The following is a 20,897-nucleotide window of genomic DNA, read 5'->3' as shown; positions in this document are numbered from 1 at the left end:
GCCCGCCCGCGCGGGCCGCTGTGCGAAGCTGGAGTTGATCACAGGCGCCACGCTCCCGTGCGTCCGCCCGGGAGACGGAGGACGGTGAGTACCGATGACCTCGAAGCCCGCCGCCGCCCCCGACCCCCCTGGTCCCGGCTCGGCCGTCACCGGCAACGGGCCCGCCGTCTCCCGGCGGGAGTTCGACGCGCTCTTCGAGGCGGTCCGCACCTGGGGGCGGTGGGACCCGGCCGACCGCGGTGCCTGGAACCGGGTGACCGCGGACCGGGTACGGCGGGCCACGGCCGGCGTGCGGTCCGGGACGGTCGTCCCGCTGGCGCTGCCGTGGAACACCCGGCCCGGCCCCGACAACCGCAGGCCCGCGCTGCACCACATGACCGACCTCGGGGACGTGGAGCGCCCGGAGCCCACCGCCCACAAGGACTTCATCGCCGCCGACTACCACGGCAAGGGCGTCACGCATCTCGACGCCCTGTGCCACATCGCCTACCGGGGGCAGCTCTACGACGGCCGGACGGCCGCCGACGTCGTGGGCACCGCGGGCGCCCGCTTCGGAGCGGTGTCGGCGCTCGGGCCCCTCGTCACCAGGAGTGTGCTCCTGGACCTCCCCGCCGTCCTCGGGGTCCGCTGGCTGGAGCCGGGACGAGCGGTGCACGCGCGGGACGTCACCGACGCGGAGCGGACGCTCGGGGTGACGATCGGCGAGGGTGACGCGGTGCTGCTGCGGTCCGGGCACGTCCGCCGCCGCGGGGAAATGGGCGCCTGGGACCCGGACACCGCGAGCGCGGGCTTCCACGTGGACGCCGTACCGCTGCTGGCGGAGCGCGGTATCGCGCTGCTCGGCGGTGACGGCGACAGCGATGTAAGGCCCTCGCCCGTCGAGGGTGTGCACTCGCCGGTCCATGCCCTGGCCCTGGCCGCGATGGGCGTCCCGCTGCTGGACAACCTCGACCTGGAGGCCCTCTCGGCCGCCACCGCGGAGGCCGGGCGGTACGAGTTCCTGCTGGTGGTGGCGCCGCTGAACGTCCCGGGCGGGACGGGTTCGCCCGTCAACCCGGTGGCGGTCCTGTGACGTGCGGCCCGGCGGCGTACGCGGACAGCGGTGCCACCCCGTGACTCACACCCCTAATGTCCGTATTGTCTTTCATGTCGGATTGTTATGGAAAATTGTTTACGGAGAGCGGACTATCGCGAGCGAGGCGAAGCGCGGTGCGGTTCGGCGGGGCACCAACGGCCACGGGGCGTGCGACAGACGGCGCAGGGCCCGCGCGTTCGCGTGAGCGGTTCCTGGAGGGCGAATCCGTCGACGCGGGTGTGCGCACCTCGATCCAGAACTCGTGGCAGCGCTGCCGGTCCCTGGGGCTCTCGGCGGACCAGAGCGACCTCCCCTTCCGGGACGATTTCGAGCGGGACGCCCGGATCGTGCGCGCGGCCGTGCCGGTGCTCGACCGGCTCCAGTACAGGTTCGCCGGCACTCGGCTGAACATCTCCGTCGCCGATGCCGACGGCACCGTCCTGCTGCGCCGTTTCGGAGAGGCGTCCCTGGCCAGAAGCCTCCCGGCGATCCAGTGCGTGCCGGGGTTCGTGTTCGCCGAGCAGGTCGCCGGCACGAACGGCATCGGTCTGGCACTGGCGGAGCGGCAGCTCATCCGGGTCTACGGCGCCGAGCACTTCGCCGAGCGGGCCCAGACGAGTGCCTGCCGCGCGCTCCCGGTCCGCGACCCGCTCAGCGGCCGTATCGAGGGCGTGCTGTGCTTCGGCTATCCCCGCGCCTTCGACGACCCCCGGCTCGCCACCGTGATCCGCAAGGCGGCGCGAGCCGTCGAACGGCGGCTGCTGAGACAGAGTTCCGCACGTGAGCGGGCACTGCTGGGGGCGTACGTGGAGACCGAGGCGGAGGCCGCCGTCGGCTGTCGCCACACCGTCGGACTGGACGAACTGGCCCTCGGACAGCACCCGCGGGACCGCGCGATCCTCATGGAGAAGGCCACCGAGCTGCTCTCCCGCGCACAGCGGGCAGCTGTCCACGTCTGCCTGTCCGACGGCCGCCGTGTCACGCTGCTGAGCCGCCCCATGACAAGTACCACCGGAGTCGAGGGCGTGGCCATCGAGGCCGTCCTGCCGGGCCTCGCGCCACGCGATCCCCTCATCACCCCGGGGCGGTTCGACGAGTTGCCGGACCTCCCCGCCGCGCCCGCCGCCCCCGGTTTCGTCCTGCCGTCCGGGGCCGTCACCGTCACCGGGCCCGGTCAGGTCTCCTCGGGCGGCAGGGACGTCACGGTCGCGGGAGCACGGGCCGGCCGTCCCGCCGTCGCGCCTCCGTCGAGAGGGCTGCTGCTCGTGGGGGAACCGGAGGTGGGACGGTACGCCCTCGCCGCCCGACGCCGGCTGGAGCTGCTGTCCGAGGCCAGTACGCGCATAGGCACCACCCTGGACGTGCGCCGCACGGCCCAGGAACTGGCCCGGACGGCGGTGCCACGACTCGCCGACTACATCACGATCGACCTGCCCGAGGCGGTACTGCGCGGCGAGGAGTCCGCCGAGCCGCACGGCGACCTGCGCCGTACGGTGGTGCACGGCATCCGCGACGACTGCCCCTTCCATCCGGTCGGCAAGCAGGTCGACTACGGCCCGACCACTCCGCAGCTGCGCTGCCTGACCGGCGGGGAGCCGGTGCTGGAGCCGGATCTGGAGGTCGCCGCGGGCTGGCTGGCCCACGACCCCGAGCACTCCGAGGAACTCCTCACCCACGTCCACTCCCTGATCGCGGTCCCGCTGGTGGCCCGCGGTGTCGTCCTGGGCGTAGCCGCCTTCTACCGCGGCCGGGATCCCGCACCCTTCGGCGACGACGACCGTTCGCTGGCCCAGGAACTCGCCGCCCGTGCCGCCCTGTCCATCGACAACGCCCGGCGCTACACCCGCGAACGCACCATGGTCCTGGCGCTCCAGCGCAGCCTGCTCCCGCAGGGCCTGCCCGACCAGGACGCCGTCGAGGTGGCCCACCGCTATCTGCCGGCCGAGTCCGACGTGGGCGGGGACTGGTACGACGTCATCCCGCTCTCCGGCACCCGGGTCGGGCTCATGGTCGGGGACGTCGTCGGCCACGGCATGCTCTCCGCCGCCACCATGGGCCGGCTGCGCACCGCCGCCCGCAGCTTCGCCGAACTCGACTTCCCCCCGGACGAGGTCCTCACCCATCTCGACAACCTGGTGGGACGCCTGGACCGGGAGGACCCCGCGGCCGCCGAAGCGGGCATCCTGGGCGCGACCTGCCTGTACGCCGTCTACGACCCGACCACGCAGCAGTGCACCATGGCCCGTGCCGGGCACCCGCCGCCCGCGCTGGTCCGCCCCGACGGCACGGTGTCCCTCCCCGAGCTGCCCGCCGGTCCGCCGCTCGGCCTCGGCGGCCTGCCCTTCGAAGCCGTCGACGTCGACCTCCCCGAGGGCAGTCTGCTGGTCCTCTACACCGACGGGCTCATCGAGGACCGGTACCGCGACGTCGACGTCGCCCTCGACCGGCTGCGTGCGGTCCTGGCGCAACCGGGGCGCACACCGGACGAGACCTGCCAGGCGATCCTGAACAGCGTGGCACCCGTCCACCCGGGTGACGACATCGCGCTGCTCGTCGCCCGCGCCCTCGCCCTGTCCCCCGACCGGATCGCCGACTGGGACCTGGAGGCCGACCCGGCCCTCGTCGGCCAGGTCCGGGCCGCCGCCATGCGGCAACTGGCCGACTGGGGAGTCGACGAGGCCGCGTTCGCGGCGGAACTGACGCTCAGCGAGCTGGTCACCAACGCCATCCGGCACGGCTCCGGCCCGATCCGGGTCCGGCTGCTGCTCGACCGCACCCTGATCTGCGAGGTCTCCGACACCAGCAACACCGCCCCGCATCTGCGCCGGGCGGCCAGCACCGACGAGGGCGGCAGGGGCCTGTTCCTCATCGCCCAGCTGGCACAGAGCTGGGGGACGCGCTATCTGCCGCAGGGCAAGGTCATCTGGGCCGAGTGCGGCCTCGGGGGCAGCTGAGACCGGCACCGGCCACTGACCCGTTGGTGTCACACGGAGCGACAGATACCCGATCTGGTATGGATTGTCGCATTAGGATCGCTGGTGACAGTCGGGAAGAACTCGCCAGGCCGACCCTCGGAGATGTCCGTGCACGACCCTCCCGACACCTCTGCGCACCCCCTGGTCCGCGTCCGCGGGCTGACCAAGCGGTTCGGCGGGACCCTCGCGCTCGACGGGGTCGACCTCGACGTCCGGGCGGGCAGCGTCCTCGCCCTGCTCGGCCCCAACGGGGCCGGAAAGTCCACCCTCATCAAGGTGCTCGCCGGCATCCACCGCGCCGAGGCGGGACGGATCACAGTGGACGGGCACCCGCTCGGCAGCCGTGCCGCCTCCGCCGCCATGTCCTTCATCCACCAGGACCTCGGTCTGGTGGAGTGGATGACGGTCGCCGAGAACATCGCCCTGAGCACCGGATACCCGCGCCGCGCCGGGCTGATCTCCTGGCGGCGCACCCGGGAGCGGTCCGCCGACGCCCTGACGGCCGTCGCCGGACACCTCGACCCCGCCACGCCGGTCGCCCGGCTCTCCCCCGCCGAGCGGTCGCTGGTCGCCATCGCCCGGGCCCTGGCCACCCGGGCGGGACTCGTCGTCCTGGACGAGCCGACCGCCCGGCTGCCCGCCGCGGACTGCGCCCGGCTGTTCCGCGTCCTGCGCACCCTGCGCGACCAGGGACACGGTCTGATCTACGTCACCCACCGGCTGGACGAGGTGTACGAGGTCGCCGACGCCTTCGCCGTCCTGCGCGACGGCCGGCTCGTCAGCCAGGGCGACCTGGCGGGCCACAGCCCCACCCGCCTGGTCCACGACATCGTCGGCGAGGAACCCGCGCCGTACCGCCCCGCCACCGTCCCCGCGGGCGGCCCCGCCGTCCTCACCCTCGACGGCGTACGGACCGCCGGTTCAGGACCGGTCGGCCTGGACCTCAGGGCGGGCGAGGTGCTGGGTCTGGTCGGCCTCTCCGGCGCCGGACACCGGGAACTGGGCCGGGCCCTGGCAGGTGCCCGCCCCGTCCTCGGCGGCCGGGTACTGCTCGACGGCCGCCCGTACCGCCCCCGTACGGTCGCCGACGCCGTCCGCCTCGGGGTCGGCCTGGTGCCCGGGGACAGACAGCGGGAGGGCTGCGCCGCCGAACTGACCGTGCGGGAGAACCTCCTGGCCAACCCGGGCGCCGCGGGCGTGCCGGCGCTGCGCCGGATCGTCCCCCGCCGTGAACGCGCGGTGGCAGCCGGCCTGATCGAACGGTTCTCGGTGCGTCCCCGGGACAGCGAGGCCCCGCTCGGCACGCTGTCCGGCGGGAACCAGCAGAAGGTCATGATCGGCCGCTGGCATCCGGTGGGCCTGCGCCTGCTGATCCTGGAGGACCCGACGGCGAGCGTGGACATCGGGGCCAAGGCCGCCGTCTACCGGCTGCTCGACGAGGCACTGGCCGCCGGACTCGCGGTGCTGCTCGTCTCCACGGACTTCGAGGAGGTCGCCGGCGTGTGCCGGCGGGCCCTGGTCTTCGTCCGCGGCTCCGTGACGGCCGAACTGAGCGGTCCCGCGCTCACGGTCGCCGGGCTCACCCGGGCGGCCTCGGCCATGCCCCCCGCCGGAACCGCGACGGCCTCATGACCGCCTCGCCCCGGGCCCCGGCCCGGCCGCGCCGGGGCTCTGTCGGACACCACGTCGGCGCCTACGGCCTGCCGGCCCTCACCGCGCTGCTCTTCCTGGTCTTCTCGCTCGCGCTGCCCCGCACCTTTCCCACCCGGGACACGGTCGACTCGATCCTGTTCACCCAGTCGATCCCGGCCGTCCTCGCGCTCGCCGCCACGGTCCCCATCGTGACCGGCGCGTTCGACCTCTCCCTCGGCTACGGCCTCGGCCTGGCGCACGTGATGGTGATGCACCTCGTGGTCACCGAGCAGTGGCCCTGGCCCTGGGCCTGCCTGGTGGTGGTCGCCGGCGGGGCGGTCGTGGGCGTCCTCAACGGTGCGGTCGTCGAGTTCGGCCGGATCGACTCCTTCATCGCCACCCTCGGGACCGGCAGCATGATGTACGCCGTGACCGGCTGGATCACCGACGGCGGCCGGATCGTCCCCGGTCCGCTGGGACTCCCCGCCGCCTTCACCGATCTCTACAACTCCAGGTTCCTAGGGCTTCCGGTGCCCGCCTGGTACGTGCTCGCCCTCGCCGGCGCCCTCTGGCTGGTGCTGGAGCGGCTGCCGCTCGGCCGCTACCTCTACGTCGTCGGCTCGAACCCGCGCGCGGCCGAACTCGTCGGCATCCCGGCCCGCCGGTACACCGTCTACGCGTTCGCCGCGTCGGGGCTGCTGGTCGGTTTCGCCGGTGTGCTGCTCGCGGCCCAGCAGCAGATCGGCAATCCCAGTGTCGGCCTGGACTATCTGCTGCCCGCCTTCGCCGGGGCCCTCCTCGGCTCCACCGCGATCAGACCCGGCCGCCCCAACGCCCTGGGCACGCTGGTCGCCGTCGCCGTGCTCGCGGTCGGCCTCACCGGCATCGGCCAGCTGGGCGCGGACTTCTGGACGGTCCCGCTGTTCTACGGCGGCACGCTCCTGCTCGCCGTAGGACTGGCCGGCTACTCCGCCCGCCGTCTGCGCACCGGAGCCGACGCGGCCGCCGCACCCGGCGAGCCGTCCCCCTCGGCCCGGGACGGTGACCCGGCGGGCCCCACGCCATGAGTGCCCCGCGTCCCTCTCCCGTGCGAGGAGCCCCCGTGCACGGCAACCGCAGGGTCTGCCCGGCCCGGTCCGTCACCGTCGTCCTGCTGGCGGCGGCGACCGCGCTCGCGGGCTGCGAACGCGGGTCGCCGGACGGCCCCGCGGTCTCCGCCACCGGCCCGAGCGGCTGCCCGGCGGTCCAGGCGCGGGCCCAGGCGGCCGTCACCCGGGCGGAGCGGACCGACATCCCCTGGAACGGGCCGACCACCGGCCCCGCGGCGGTGTCCGGCAGGACGATCGTCTACGTCGCGCAGACCATGACCAACCCGGGGGTGGCGGGCGTCGCGAAGGGCCTGCGGGAGGCCGCGAAGGTCATCGGCTGGAACGTCCGGGTGATCGACGGCGAGGGTACCCCCGCCGGTATCCAGGCGGCGCTGAGCGAGGCCGTGGCGCTGCGGCCCTCGGGCATCGTCATCGGCGGTTTCGACCCCGACTCGACCTCGCAGCAGACCGCGCGGGCCACCGCGGCGGGCATCCCGCTCGTCGGCTGGCACGCGGTCACCTCCCCCGGTCCCAGCGTGCGGCCCAGGCTCTTCACGAACGTCACCACCGACGTCGGCGAGGTCGCCGCGATCAGCGCGCAGTGGGTCGTCGCGGACTCCCGGGGCAACGCCGGGGTCGTCCTGTTCACCGACGCCTCGATCCCGTTCGCCCACCACAAGTCCGAGCTGATCAGAAAGGGGCTGGCCACCTGTGCGGGGGTGCGGGTGCTGGCGTACGAGAACATCCCGATCCCGGACACCAGCGCCCGTACCGCCAGGGAGGTCTCCACCCTCCTGGCCCGGTTCGGGAGCCGGTGGACCCACTCCGTGGCGATCAACGACCTGTACTTCGCCGACGCCGCCCCCGCCTTCCGCGCGGCCGGGGAGCGGGGCACCGGCCCGCCCTTCAACATCGGCGCCGGCGACGGCGACCCGTCCGCCTTCCAGCGCATCAACGGCGGTCAGTACCAGGCGGCCACCGTCCCCGAGCCGCTGTCGCTGCAGGGCTGGCAGATCGCCGACGAGTTCAACCGCGCCTTCTCCGGCCGTCCGGCCAGCGGTTACGTCGCGCCGGTGCACGTCTCCACGGCGGCCAACAGCGAAGGGACCTCGGCCTGGAACCCTTCGGGCTACCAGGAGGCGTACCGCAAGATCTGGGGCAGGTGACGGAGGCACAACAGGCCGCGGCGGGGCCTCGGTCGAGCGGGCCCGGCCCGGGGCATCGAAGCCCGAGGCCCCTCCGGACCGCTGGAGCCGGTCGTCCGCCGGAACCCGGCGGCGGACGTCGCGGAACGAGGCGACCGCCGCCGTCCGGCAGACTCCACGACCGGGTCCGCGTCCACCCACCGCATCAGCGGCCGACGGTGGCGGTGGCGGTGGCGGTGGCGGTGGCCAGGATCTCGGTGGTCTGCTGGATCACGGTCGGGGAGGCGTTGTTGAGGCACGCATAGCCGGTGCGCGCCGCATGCCCGTCCTCGGCCGGAGCCACGATGCGCATCAGTTCCTGTGAGCCGCCCGCCCGCGCGCACCAGCCCTCGACCCGGTCCAGTCGGCGTACGGCGGCACGGGGACCTCCGGCCTCGGTCTGGACGTAGAACACCAGCGCCCCGCCCGCGACGACGGGAGTCAGCGGGGCGGCGGAGGCTCTCGGGCTGAACGCGGCGACGACAGCCGTGCCCGGCTTTCCGTCCGGACGCAGCACCGTGCGCCACCCGGCGGACGGGCCCGCGGACAGGCCCGAGAGCGGAAGTCCGGTGAAGCCGGGCGGCGCCCAGGACACCTCGGGCGTCGCCGCGGTGCGGTCCCTGGCGGGCGGCGAATCCCAGAGCTGCGTCGTGACAGCCACCGCCAACGCGACAGCGGCGGCGCCCGTCAGCGCGACCCGGCGCCGGCGCCGGGCCACCACACGCCGCCGGATCTCCTGGACGCGCCGCGGATTCCAGCCCGACGGGGTGGCCCGGCCCAGCACCACACGCAGCAGTTCCTCTTCCGCGTGCCCCTCCTGGTGTTCCTCCGCGTCCCCTGGCGTACGTGTCATGGCTGCTCACCGACCTCCAGCGCGTGCGACGGCCCCAGGTGCTGCCGCAGGATCCGCAGTGCCTTGGCGGCCTGGCTCTTCACCGTGCCGGGGCGGCAGCCCAGCACCTGCGCGGTCTCCTCCACGCTGAGGTCCTCGAAGTAGCGCAGGACGACGACCGCCCGTTGCCTCGGTGGCAGCCGCCGGACCGCTCCGGCCAGCGACTGCTCCAGGTCGACCTCGGCGAAGACGTCCCGGACCGCGGTGACGTCCGGCAGTTCCGGCGTGGGGGTCTCGCCACGCCAGCGCCGACGCCACCACGAGGCATGGGTGTTGACCAGCACCCGGCGTGCGTACGCCTCGGGGTTGTCGCCGGCGATTCGGGACCACTTGGGCCACACCTTGGCCAGCGCGGTCTGCAACAGGTCCTCGGCCGCGTGGGCGTCGCCCGTCAGCAGCCACGCGGCCCGGTACAGACGGTCTCCGCGGACGGCGACGAACTCCTCGAAACTCCACTCGGTATCCGCCGCCTCCACCTGGTTCACTCCGTTTTGCCCCCGCCGTGTTCATGGGTCCCGTACTCAGGGAACTAGGTGGAGGGCCAACCGGGTTGCCCGACCACCGGCAGCCGCAGGGACGTGTGGGCCAGATCGAGGGAGATCGTCGGCCGGTCGGCCGCATGGGAGGCGATGCCCCGGTCGGTCCCCGCGACGATCAGGGCGAGCCGGTGGCCGGCCGGGACGACGTGGTCGGTGCTCGCGAGCGTGAGCGTGAGGGTGTACGCCTTGCCGGGCGTGAGCGGCTGGACCCGGTGCGCGGCGGCGGCGGTGCCGAGCGCGGCCCAGCCCCGGCTGAAGACGGTGCTCGTGACGTGCACGGTGTCGGTCGCCGTCTTCTTGTAACAGGCGCTGTCCTGTGCCGTGCTCTCACCCCAGCAGGACTTTCCGGAGACCGTGGAGATGCCCAGGCCGGCCGGGTCGTAGTCGCGGATGGTGGCCGGGCCCAGGTCGACGAGGACCGCCGACAGGTTCGCGGTCACGGTCGTCGAGGTGGCGGTGACGGTGACCTTCGAGGCTCCGGAGACACGGACGGCTCCTGCCAGCGGCCGGCTGACGAAGCCGGCCTTCTCCCCGGTCGGCTGGTCGATGTGCGCGGCCCAGTCGGTCTCGCTCTTCTCGGGATCGTCGGTGAAGGTGTCGGTCCCGCTGCCGGTGCGGGTACCGAGCGTGCCCACGCCCGGCTGCGTGCCCTGGCCGGGGTCGAGGGTCACGGTGGCCGTCGACTTCGGCGGCCAGACGGCGTCCGTGGTCCAGTGGTCGGGGGTGCGTTCGATGTCGGCCATCGGCTCGCGGTCGATGCCGTTGTCGTAACCGAGGAGTTCATGGTCGAACCAGTGGTGCAGGGTGTCCACCCAGGCGGCGCGGCGGTAGTCGAAGGGGTCGACGTGCCCGGTCTGGGAGAGCCAGATCTTGCGCTCGACACCGTTCTTGGCGAGCGCGTCCCACCACTGGCCGAACTCCTTGGTGCGGACCGTGAGGTCCTGCCGGCCGTGCACGACGAAGACGCTCGCCTTCACCTTGTCCGCGTCCGCCACATAATCCCGCTCGGCCCAAGTGGAGGACCAGGCGCCGGACTTGACGGCGGCCCCGTCGCCGAGCGGCTTGTTGACGGCGGCGCAGCGCCCGCCGGCGGCATCGCTCTCGACCGTGCGGATCAGCGCACCGGGCGTGGGGGCGCTCCCGACCAGCCCGGCTCCCTGGGAGAAGTAGGCGTCGTACCAGGAGGAGATGGAGCTGATCGGGACGATCGTCTTCAGTCCCTTGACGCCGGTGGCCGCGACCCCGTTGGCGATGCTGCCGTCCCAGCTCTTGCCGATCATCCCGGTGGCGCCGTCGGTCCAGGTGGCCTGTGCGCGGGTGGTGCCGGTGTGCGTGGTGTAGCCGTGGGCGCGCCCGTTCAGCCAGTCGACGACGGATTTCGTGGACTGGATGTCGATGGACCCTCCGGCGTCCGTGCAGCCGTCGGAGCGACCGGTGCCGGGGAGATCGACCGCGACGAAGGCATATCCGCGCGGGACGAAGTAGTTGTCGTAGAAGAGCGGGAAGCGGACCGGTCGCCCGCCCGCGTCGTAGGTCTTCTTCTGGCTCTCGTTGCCACGACCGCAGCAGGAGTAGTAGGGGCTGGCCTCCATGATGACCGGGATCTTGTGGCCCTGGGCGGCGGGTTCACCGGGGCGCACGACGTCGACGGCCACCCGGTCGTTCTTCCCGTCCCCGTCCTCGTCGAGCCCGGTGTCGACCCACACGGTCTCCCGGACGGCCTTCTGGTACGAGTAGACGGGCTCGGTCTCTCCGGAGGGGCCGGCCGCGCCGGCCGTCGTCGGGGCCGGGCCGCCCGCCCCCGGGAGAGAAGGACTCGTCGGGGAGGAGCAGCCGGCCAGCAGAGCGCTGACCACGGTCACGGTGAGGGCCACCGTCGTGAGCGGCTTTCGGCGTCGGCGTTCACCAGGTGTCGCCACAGAATTGTCGGGATGCACGAACGGGTAACCCTCTGGCCCCCGTCGGAGGTTGCCATGCCGCGGGGACCCACTTCTCGCCGTGCGGTCCTGAACGCGCCTCGGGCCGGCTCGACGGCCTGGGCCGGCGTGGCTGTGTGCCAGGCGCGTCGTGCGGCTTCGGGCACGGCGAGTTCAGGCCTGGCGGCGGACCTCGACGAGGAGGGCCTGGTCAGGGTTGAGGGTGGGCATGGGCAGGCCGGCCGTGGCCAGGACGGCGCCGGGCAGAGTGAGCCAGTCGTCCAGGGCTGCCGTCAACCACCGGGGTGGTGCCACCTGGTGGAACGAGGGCAGGCCGAGGTCGGTCCGCACGCGGAGTCGGTAGCGGGCGTCGGGGTCCAGGCCGGGAAAGGGCGTGCGGCCGGACTGGCCTTCGGGGGAAGTGGCCACCCGCGCCCAGGAATACAGCGCCCTGGATCCGTCCTGGGCCACCACCCCGTACAGGAGGCGGGACTCGTCCTCCAGGTCGGCGCGGACCGTACGACCGGTGTGGAGCAGGGGACGGAGTTCGCGGTAGAGGGCACCCCAGGCGGTCAGCGCGGCCAGCTCCTGCTCCGAGCACTCGTTGAGGTCCTGCTCGATGCCCGCATGCCCGAACAAGGCGGTGACCAGCCGGAACGTGTCGGAAGTGACGCGATTGGTGGTATGGCTGAGGGCGGCGCCCACATGGGAGCCGACCAGTTCGGGCGGGAGGAGTTGGCCGGTCCAGTTCTGGATCGCCTGGCGTTCCACGGGGTCGTTGCAGTCCGAGGGCCACACCCGGTCGGTGCGGGCGAGTATGCCCAGGTCGACCCGGCCGCCGCCGCTGGCGCAGCTCTCGATCTCCAGGCCGGGGTGCTGCTGCTTGACCGCGTCCAGGAGCCGGTACAACGCCTCGACCTGGGCGTGGGCCGCGGGCCTGTCGCCGCGAGCGTGCACGGCTTCGTGGAGTTCCCGGTTGTGATCCCACTTCAGGTAGGCGATGCCGTAGCTTCCGACGAGGGCGTCCAGTGACTTCAGCAGGTAGTCGAAGACCTCGGGACGGGAGAGGTCCAGGACGTGCTGATGGCGTGCGGACGGGCCGAGGCCGGCCGCGGGACCCAGGATCCAGTCGGGGTGGGCACGGGCCAGGTGGGAGTCGAGGTTCACCATCTCCGGTTCGACCCAGAGTCCGAAGTCCATGCCCAGCGCCCGGACATGGTCGGCGAGCGGGCCGAGTCCCTCGGGCCAGACGGTCGGGTCGGCGAGCCAGTCGCCGAGCCCCGCGGTGTCGGCGCGACGGCCGCTGAACCAGCCGTCGTCGAGCACGAAGCGCTCGACCCCCACCGCGGCGGCACGCTCGGCCAGGGCCTTGAGCCGGCCGAGGTCGTGGTCGAAGTAGACCCCTTCCCAGCTGTTGAGGACCAGGGGACGGGGGCCGCGCGGGTGCTGGGGGCGTGCGCGCAGGTGGCGGTGGAAGCGGTCCGCGATGCCGTCCAGGCCGTCCGCCGACCACACGAAGTGGCAGCGCGGAGTGCGGTACGAGTCGCCGGGCGCCAGGCGGATCTCGCCCGCCCGCAGGAGTTCGCCACCGCCGAGCGCCGAGGCGTGTACGCCTGCTCCTTCCGGGAGTTGCTCCACCAGGTAGCGCTGGTCACCGCTCCAGGCCACGTGCACGGCCCACACCTCGCCCGTGCGGTATCCGAAGCCGGGCACTCCCACCGTCAGGAGATACGGAGAGTCCACACCGGACTTCCCGCGTCGCACGTCACGGACATGGGCCCCCTGGTGCAGCGGGCGCCGCTGAGGGGAGCGCTCCCGGCTCCACTTTCCGGTGAAGTCCAGGATCTCGGTGGCCCGGCGCGGCAGAGGCAGCAGGGTCAGCGCGCCGGACAGGTCGTACGGCACCGGGTCCGCGCCCTCGGTGCGGCAGAGGACGGCGTCGGCGGTGAGGATCCCGTGGGCGTCCAGGGTGTAGGTGAGCGTGATGTCCACACCTGACGCCGCCTCGGCCAACCGCAGTTGGAGTTCGCCGCCGCCGTCGGGGTCCGTGCGGTGGGTGGCTCCGGTCAGGGTCGGGCGGGGAGCGCCGGCGGTGCCGGACAGGTGGCCGTGGTGGGCCGGAGTGCCGGACCAGCCGTCCGCCTCGGTGGGCCAGACGGTGAAGCGGCGCGGGAGGTCCGGGGCGTTGTTGAGCAGCGCGGGCTCGGCGGTCAGGCTCAGCGCCGTCAGATCTTCAGTGGCCAGTTCGCCCAGGTCGGCTCCCCAGTGCAGGACTCGGGGCACCGGTTCGGTCAGTTCCACGGCGAAGCAGGTGCCGGCCGCGCGCAGGCTGACGATTCGCGCGGGGGTGGTGGGCATACGGTCTCTTTTCAGGGAGGGCGGCAGGACGCGCCGTACGGGCCGCGTCCCGGTCGCGGTGCGCCGAGGCGGCGGCGGTCACTTCTTGTTCAGGATGCTCTTCGTCTTGGCCTGCATGTCGGCGAAGACGCTGTCGTCCTTCTGCCCGCCGAAGTAGGCCTCGATCAGCGGCTCGATCGCGTCCTGCAGCTCCGCGCCGTTGTTGAAGTCCGGAGAGGGGTAGAGCTCCTTGTTCTTGAGCATGTCGGTGAAGACCGTGAGGTCGACGCCCTGTGCCTTGAGCGCCTTGGCGGAGGCGTCCATCGAGGCGGGGATGGACGGGAAGAAGGTGCCGGTCGCCGACGCCTTGGTCTGGCAGGCCTCGGAGCCCATGTAGGAGACCCACTTCCAGGCCAGGTCCGGGTTCTTCGTGCCGGCCCAGATGGTGTTCCCGTTGGAGTTGCTGAAGACGGCACGGGTCTTGCCGTCGGGGCCGAGGACCGTGGGCCCGATGCCGACCTTGATGGTGGGGATCTTGGCGAAGGTGGACGCCGACCACGATCCGCCCGTCTCCATCGCGACCTTGCCGGAGGAGAGCAGGTCGACGTCGGATACCGTGTTGGTGAACGTACCGATCTTGGGTGCGTACCCCTTCGCGACCAGGGTGCGGATCCAGTCCATGGTCTTCACCAGGCGCGGGTCGTTGTAGTTCAACTCGGTCGGCCAGTTGGCCTTGTTGCCGAGCCGCCAGCCCGTCGTGGAGACGAAGGAGCTCCAGGTGGACTGGCCCAGGAAGTCCTTGGCGGCCAGCTGGCCGAAGCCGTAGGTCTTGATGTGTGCCTTGTCGAAGCCCGGCTGGTCACCGCGCCGGCCCTTGGTGTCGAGGGTCAGATGGGCGATCATCTTGCCGATCGTGCCGCCGTTGTCGGGGTTCCAGTTCAGGTTCTGGACGTCCTTGGCGGTGTAGCCGGCCTTGGTGAGCATGTCGCTGTTGTAGTAGAGGCCGGTGGCCGCCCAGTCCAGGGGCAGGCCGTACTGCTTGCCGTCGGTGTACTTCCAGGAGTCGACGCCGACGGAGAAGCGCGACAGGTCGAAGCCGTCCTTCTTGATGTAGTCGTCCAGCGGGAGCAGTTGGTGCTGGTCGGCGTACTGCGGGAAGAACTGGACGCTGTTCTGGAACGCGTCGGGGGCCTTGTTGGCCACGAAGCCGGCGGTGAGCTTGGTGAAGTAGTCAGTGACGTTGTACTGGGTGATCTTCACCTTGACGCCCGGGTTGGCCTTCTCGAAGTCCTTGGCACAGACCTGGTAGGCGGCCGCCTGCTTGTCGTCCCAGGTCCACCAGTTCAGGGTGCCGGAGCCGGAGCCGCTGTCGGAGTTGGAGGAGCAGGCGGAGAGGAGGGCCGCCAGGGTGAGCGAGGCTCCCAGGGCCACAGCCTTGCGAACTCTCATGGTTCCTTCTTTCACTGGTCACTTGAGGCCGGAGAAGCCGATGGAGTTGACGATGCGTTTGCCGAACGCGAGGAAGAGCAGCAGCATCGGCAGCGCCGCGATGAGGGCGGCGGCCATCAGGCCCGCCCAGTCGGGGGCGGCTTGGGGCGAGGACTGCTTGAAGACGCCGAGTGCGAGGGTGAGCGGTTGGACGTTCTGGTCGTTGGCGATCAGCAGCGGCCAGAAGTAGTCGTTCCAGGCGTTGACGAACATCAGCAGCGACACGGTGGCGATCGGCGCGGTCGACATCGGAAGGATGATCCGGAAGAAGATCCGCAGCGGGCCGGCGCCGTCGATGATGGCGGCCTCCTCGACCTCGCTGCTCAGGCCGAGCATGAACTGCCGCAGGAAGAACAGGGTGAAGGCCTGGAAGAGGCCGCCGGGCAGGATGAGTCCGGCAAAGGTGTCGGTGAGTCCCAGGTCCTTCACCAGGACGAAGTTGGGCAGCAGCGTGAACACGCTGGGCACCATCAGGGCGCTGATCAGGATGTTGAACACCAGGTCGCGGCCGCGCCAGTGCAGCCGGGAGAACGCGTAGGCGGCGGCCGCGGAGATCAGCACGATCAGCGCGGTCTGCACCGACGCGTAGATCACCGAGTTGCGCAGGTAGAGCGCGATGTCGAGGGTGGCGCCGGAGCCGCCCTGGGCCTGGGCCTCCGCGGTGGAGGCAAGGCCCAGGACCCGCTCGAAGGCACCCCAGGTGAAGCCCACCGGCAGCGGCGAGGACGGATTGGTCGCCAGCTTGTAGTTGTTCGACAGCGCGGTGCGCAGGATCCAGTAGAACGGGAAGAGCGTGACGAGGACGATGACGCCGAGGTAGATCCAGGCCACGGCCCTGCCGGGCGAGAGCCTGCGGGAGTCCTTCCGGACCGGGCGGCGCGCGGCGGCCGCCGGGCCGGGTGCGGTGGTGACAGCCATGGCGGTCTCCTTCAGTTCAGGTCGGATTCGTTGGCGCGGGCGAGCCGCAGCTGGGTGAAGGTGACCGCGATGAGCAGGGCGAACAGGGCCAGCGACATGGTGGCGGCGTAACCGAAGTCGAACTGCCGGAAGGCCTTGCGGTAGATGTACATCTGCAGCACGTTCGAGGCGTTGGCCGGGCCGCCCTCGGTGGTGACCTGCACGATGTCGAACACCTGGAAGGAGTTGATCACCGTCAGGACGACCACCATGACGAGGATCGGCCGCAGCAGGGGCACGGTCAGCCGGCGGAACATCTGCACTTCGCTGGCGCCGTCGACGCGGCCGGCCTCGTAGATGGTCGGCGGGATGGTCTGCAGACCGGCGAAGATCAGCAGGGCGTAGTAGCCCATCCACTTCCACACGCTGATCGCGGCGAGCGAGGGGATCGCCCATCCCCCGCTGCCGAAGAACAGGATGGAGTGGCCGGTCAGGTGTTTGAGGGCGATGTTGACGATGCCGAGGGTCGGATCGAGCATCCACTGCCACACCAGGGCGGCGATGACGTTGGAGATCAGGAACGGCAGCAGGATCACGCCGCGCAGGACCGACGACCGGGTCACCCGGTCCAGCACCACAGCCGTCACCAGGGAGATCAAGGTGCCGAAGACCACGGACAGCAGGACGAAGTAGACGGTGACGAGCAGCGAGTGCCAGAAGACGTCGTCCCCGATCAGCTCCCGGAAGTTGTCCAGCCCCACCCACTGCGGCGGGCTCAGGACGTGGAAGTCGGTGAAACTGAGGTAGATGCCGCGCAGGGTCGGATAGGCGTAGAAGGACGCGAAGCCGACCACGGCGGGGAGGATGAGCAGCAGGGCGACCGGCAGGTCCCGGCGGCGTGCCGCGACGGACCTGGTGGCGCCGGGCCGCCGCCCCTTCCTCGGTGTGGTCTTCTTCCTGACCGGCGAGGCGGCCGTGGTGGCCACCGCGCCCGGTTCACCGGAGCGCGGTTTCACCGGCGTTGCGTGGTTGCCCTGTGATGTGACCACCACAGCACCCTCCTTCGTGCGATACGTGCGGTACGTGCGATACGTGCGTGCGGTACGAGCGGTACGAACTGGCGGATCAGACGGTGATCTTGTCGATGTCGGGTGCGTAGTCGGTGGCGTTGCCGAAGCTGAGCGTGTTGTCTCCGGCCTTCAGCGGCACGGGGACGGTGAGGGCCTGCGGGGCACCCCAGTTGTTGTCGTTGGTGCCCGGCACCGGGATGTGGAGGGTGGTGCCGCCGACGGTGAGGTCGATGACACGGCTGGAGTCGCCGTCCACGTAGTCGAGCTTCAGCAGGTACGTGCCGTCCTTCGGGGCGCTCACGTGGGTGATGGCCACCTCACCGCCGCCGAGGTTGCCGATCTTCTGCCCGCCGGAGCAGCCGTCGCAGCCGGCGACGGTGGCGTTGCCGGTGAGGGGGTTGCCGGAGGCCTCGGCCTCGTAGGCGGTAGGGCCGCCGGACGCGGGCGTGGTGACCGAAAGGGCCTTGCTCGGGCCCGAGTTGAGCCCCTCGCCGGCACGGGCGACGACGGTGAAGGTGTGGGCGCCCGCGGCACTCAAGCCGTTGACCGTTGCCGTGGTGCCGGTGGTGGTGGCCGCCGGCCGGCCGTCGGCGTAGACGGTGTAGCGGGTGACGGGTGAGGCACCGGTGTTCACCTCGTCCCAGGCCAGCGAGACGCTCGTCGAGGTGGCGGCGGTGCCGTGCAGGCCGAGCGGGGTGCCGGGCTGGTTGCCGTGGCGGGTCGGGGTGAAGGTGAAGAGCCGCGAGCCGTGCGGCGGGAGGTTCTGTGTGAGGTGCCCGGAGACGCGGCCGAGGTCCTTGTGCCGCCACAGGTCGCGGACCGCCGCCGTGCCGTCGATGCCCAGGTCGGCGAAGTCGGCGGTGACGTCGGCGGCGCCGGAACCCAGATTGAACAGCGCGACGGTGTAACTGCCGTCGGGATTACGGGCGTACCAGGTCTGCTGGTCGGTGGTCTGACTGACCGGCCGCGCCGGATGGCCGGCCTGGTCGACGGCGATCACCTCGTCGTTGGTGAGCAGCTTCAGCCCGTAGGAGTCGAGCTTGGTGAGGTCGTCGCCCGAGTACAGGGGCGCCGACTCGATGGCCCACAGCGTCATGTAGCTCTGCCGCTCGGCCTCGGTGAGGCCGTCCATGGCGCCGACTCCCACGTTCAGCGAGTCGAGGTTGTTCCAGTGGCCGGGCCCGGCGTCGTCGATCCACTGCACGACGTCGTTCCAGCGGCCCTTCACGGAGTTGTTCCAGGTCACCAGCGTGCTGCAGTAGCACTCGACGTCCGTGTCGATCCGCCAGCCGTTGGAGTTCGCCTTCCAGGTCTCGGCCTTCGTGTGGCTGAGCGACCAGGACAGCGTCAACTGGACCGGACGGCCGGACTGCTGGAGCGCGGTGTGCCAGGCCTTCACGTCCGGGGTGTTGTCGTGGTCCGCGTCGCCCTGCCAGGAGCCCGGTCCCACTCCGTCGACCTTGAGGAAGTCCACGCCCCAGCCGGCCAGTTGGTCGGCGAGGGAGTCGATGTACTTCTGTGCGCAGGGGTTGGCGAAGTCCATCTTGTAGGCGGAGTTCCACCCGTTGGTCTTGCGCAGGTCGGAGTAGACGACGTCCGAGGTGGTGCAGCCGGGCGCGTTGTAGATCGGGGTCTTCCCGTCGCCGTACGCGGCCGGGTCCAGGCCCACGGCCAGGTACAGCCCGTACTTGAGGCCCTTGTGGTGGAGGTAGTCGCCCAGGGACTTCATGCCGTGCGGGAAAGTGGTGGGGTTGGCGGTCGGGCGGGCGTACCGGTCGAAGCCGTTCGACCAGCCCGCGTCGACGTTGACGTACTCGTAGCCGTGGGACCTGAGCTTCTTGGCGACCACGTCGGCCTGCTGCTCGACGTGTGCCTCGGTGAGCCAGCCGACCCCGCCGTAGCCGGGGAAGCTGGTGGCTTCCAGGCTCCAACTGCTCCAGCCCATGTACGGCTTGGCGGCCAGGAGGTCCTGTCGGCGGCCGGCACCCGACGGGGAGGCGCTCGCGAGCGAGGCACTCGGCCCCGAGGTATTCGGCACCGAGGTATTCGGCACCGAAGAGGAGGCGTCAGCCGTCGACGGGGAGGTTCCGGCCGCCGTCGCGGCGGTCGGTGCGGCGAGGGACACCACCAGGGCGGTGGCGGCCAGGACGGGCAGGTGCCGCAGGCGCGCACCGCCCGCTCGGAGTCTGTGGCGTACGGATGCAGCAGGTCCTGCTGGACGAGCCATGTGATTACTCCATCTCGGCGCGAAAGGCACGGCGGGGCCCTCGGAAGGCCTGGAAGTGCCTCTGCACGGTCAGCCGCATGGGGAATTGGTCGAGTGGGCGTTCGGGCGCCCAAGTGGCCGTAAGGCGACGCCCGTTCGGGAGCGCAGCCCGCGATGACTTACGCGGCCGGTCGAGGAGGAAACCGGCCGCCACCTGCACGGGTGGACGTCCCATCCACCTGTCCTGAGGTGCCGCGAATGTAGCCAGGCTTTTCTTCCAGCGTCAACATATTGCGCGGCCCGAATCATCGACATTCGCGGAAAGAATGGATCAGGATTCGGGCGATGAGTAGGGAAGGCGGGCACTGACCGGCGGCGAACTTCTCCTATCTTCTTTTCCAATGGAAATGTATGGTCGCCGCATGACGCTCGCTGATCAGCCACCCGCGGCCGCTCTGCTGTTCCAGACCCTGCTCGCGCACGGCCCGCTCACCCGCGCCGAGATCGGGCGTCGCACCGGCCTGTCACCCGGCGCGATCACCAAGGTCGCCACTCCCCTGCTGACGGACGGCTGGATCACCGAGCTGGGCCGCTCGGCCGAGCGCACCGCCGGCCGGCCGGCCACGCTGATCGCGGTGCGGGCCGACCGTGCCCGCTTCGTGGGCGTGAAGGTCACCGGTGACGAACTCATCGGTGTGCTGGCCGACCTCACCGCACGGACCCTGGCCACCGCCCGCGCCACCCTCACCTCCCGCGACGTCGGTACGGTCGTCCTGGCCATCGCCCGGCTCGTCGACCGGCTGACCGCGAAGGCACCGCCCCGTGCGGCGGGCGCCCTGCACGGCATCGGCGTCACGATCTCCGGGGACGTCGACGGCCACACCGGCACCGTCCAGTACTCCCCCTTCCTGAACTGGCGCCGCGTTCCCCTCGCCCAACTCGTCCAGACGGCCACGGACATACCGACCGTGATCGAGAACGACGTACGCGCGCTGACCGTCGCGGAACAGTGGTTCGGCGTGGGGGTCGGGCTGTCGTCCTTCGCCCTGGTCACCGTCGGCGCGGGCATCGGCTGCGGGATCTCCCTCGGCGGCCGGGTCGTCTCCGGGGCCCACGGTGTCTCGGGGGAAGTGGGGCACCTTCCGGTGGGCGGTACCGACCGGGTGTGCACCTGCGGCAACACCGGCTGTGTCGAGGCCGTCGCCTCCACCCAGGCCATCACCGAACAGGCCCGCCGGGCGACGGGCGATCCGGTGCTGACGATGGACCAGGCGGTCCGCCTCGCCCACACCGGCAACGCCGACGTCCGCGCCGTCTTCGCCCGGGCCGGCCACGCCCTGGGCCTGGCGCTGGCCTCCGTGGCCAACCTCATCGGGCCCGAACGCATCATCATCTCGGGCGAGGGCGTGGCCACCTACGACCTCTACGAGGAGCAGATCCGTACCACCTTCGCGGCCCGCGCCTTCGGCGCCGCGGCCGACTGCGACCTCGTCGTCAGACCCCTCCCCTTCGAGGAGTGGGCCCGCGGCGGCGCCGCCGTCGCCGCCCAGCGCATCTTCGCCCCCGCCAAGTAACCCGCGAAGACCACTTCACCCCGC

Annotated in this window: 14 protein-coding genes; 6 read left to right on the top strand and 8 right to left on the bottom strand. The window is 71.6% G+C overall.

Annotated features, from left to right (window positions below):
- Positions 1–94 precede the first annotated feature (94 nt).
- The 5 genes from ABZ642_RS08490 (at position 95) to ABZ642_RS08470 (ending at position 7,936) form a co-directional block, all read left to right on the top strand.
- Positions 95–1,072 (top strand): cyclase family protein, encoded by a 978-nt coding sequence (locus ABZ642_RS08490; protein ID WP_360479195.1) that lies wholly within the window; start codon positions 95–97, stop codon positions 1,070–1,072.
- Positions 1,073–1,314: 242 nt separating this feature from the next.
- On the top strand, positions 1,315–4,029 hold the full coding sequence (locus ABZ642_RS08485) for a SpoIIE family protein phosphatase (protein ID WP_360479192.1): 2,715 nt from the start codon (positions 1,315–1,317) through the stop codon (positions 4,027–4,029).
- A 123-nt stretch (positions 4,030–4,152) separates the two neighbouring features.
- The gene (locus tag ABZ642_RS08480) at positions 4,153–5,682 is read left to right on the top strand and encodes a sugar ABC transporter ATP-binding protein (RefSeq protein ID WP_360479189.1); all 1,530 of its coding nucleotides are present in this window, start codon (positions 4,153–4,155) and stop codon (positions 5,680–5,682) included.
- Complete coding sequence (locus ABZ642_RS08475; RefSeq protein ID WP_360479186.1) at positions 5,679–6,749, top strand: ABC transporter permease; 1,071 nt, start codon at positions 5,679–5,681, stop codon at positions 6,747–6,749. The genes ABZ642_RS08480 and ABZ642_RS08475 overlap by 4 nt, the downstream gene beginning before the upstream one ends.
- An 86-nt stretch (positions 6,750–6,835) precedes the next feature.
- On the top strand, positions 6,836–7,936 hold the full coding sequence (locus tag ABZ642_RS08470) for a substrate-binding domain-containing protein (RefSeq protein ID WP_360480157.1): 1,101 nt from the start codon (positions 6,836–6,838) through the stop codon (positions 7,934–7,936).
- 184 nt (positions 7,937–8,120) lie between these two features.
- Here ABZ642_RS08470 and ABZ642_RS08465 read toward each other — a convergent pair whose 3' ends face one another.
- The 8 genes from ABZ642_RS08465 to ABZ642_RS08430 all read right to left on the bottom strand — a co-directional run bounded on the left by ABZ642_RS08465 (position 8,121) and on the right by ABZ642_RS08430 (position 19,038).
- On the bottom strand, positions 8,121–8,807 hold the full coding sequence (locus ABZ642_RS08465; RefSeq protein ID WP_360479183.1) for a hypothetical protein: 687 nt from the start codon (positions 8,805–8,807) through the stop codon (positions 8,121–8,123).
- Positions 8,804–9,322 carry a SigE family RNA polymerase sigma factor gene (locus ABZ642_RS08460; protein WP_360479180.1) on the bottom strand — a complete coding sequence of 173 codons (519 nt, stop codon included), beginning with the start codon at positions 9,320–9,322 and terminating at the stop codon, positions 8,804–8,806. Before ABZ642_RS08460 ends, ABZ642_RS08465 begins: the two co-directional genes overlap by 4 nt.
- A 53-nt stretch (positions 9,323–9,375) precedes the next feature.
- Positions 9,376–11,241 carry a Xaa-Pro dipeptidyl-peptidase gene (locus ABZ642_RS08455; RefSeq protein ID WP_360480154.1) on the bottom strand — a complete coding sequence of 622 codons (1,866 nt, stop codon included), beginning with the start codon at positions 11,239–11,241 and terminating at the stop codon, positions 9,376–9,378.
- Positions 11,242–11,475: 234 nt separating this feature from the next.
- Positions 11,476–13,659, bottom strand: coding sequence for an alpha-galactosidase (locus tag ABZ642_RS08450; RefSeq protein WP_360479177.1), 2,184 nt, complete (start codon positions 13,657–13,659; stop codon positions 11,476–11,478).
- Between the two features lie 78 nt (positions 13,660–13,737).
- On the bottom strand, positions 13,738–15,087 hold the full coding sequence (locus ABZ642_RS08445) for a sugar ABC transporter substrate-binding protein (RefSeq protein ID WP_360479174.1): 1,350 nt from the start codon (positions 15,085–15,087) through the stop codon (positions 13,738–13,740).
- A gap of 18 nt (positions 15,088–15,105) precedes the next feature.
- A complete protein-coding gene (locus ABZ642_RS08440; RefSeq protein ID WP_360479171.1) occupies positions 15,106–16,044 on the bottom strand; it encodes a carbohydrate ABC transporter permease in 939 nt (312 codons plus the stop codon).
- A gap of 11 nt (positions 16,045–16,055) precedes the next feature.
- Positions 16,056–17,075: a sugar ABC transporter permease gene (locus ABZ642_RS08435; protein ID WP_360479168.1), complete on the bottom strand. Its 1,020-nt coding sequence runs from the start codon at positions 17,073–17,075 to the stop codon at positions 16,056–16,058.
- A gap of 73 nt (positions 17,076–17,148) precedes the next feature.
- Complete coding sequence (locus tag ABZ642_RS08430; RefSeq protein WP_360480151.1) at positions 17,149–19,038, bottom strand: hypothetical protein; 1,890 nt, start codon at positions 19,036–19,038, stop codon at positions 17,149–17,151.
- Between the two features lie 683 nt (positions 19,039–19,721).
- On the opposite strand from ABZ642_RS08430, the gene ABZ642_RS08425 reads away from it, so the two are divergent.
- Complete coding sequence (locus tag ABZ642_RS08425; protein WP_360479165.1) at positions 19,722–20,873, top strand: ROK family transcriptional regulator; 1,152 nt, start codon at positions 19,722–19,724, stop codon at positions 20,871–20,873.
- The last annotated feature ends 24 nt before the right edge of the window (positions 20,874–20,897 follow it).

This window comes from Streptomyces sp. NPDC007157, assembly GCF_040634235.1.
Lineage (GTDB): Bacteria > Actinomycetota > Actinomycetes > Streptomycetales > Streptomycetaceae > Streptomyces.
Note: the sequence above shows the minus strand (reverse complement) of the source record. Positions and strands in the feature narration are given on the sequence as shown.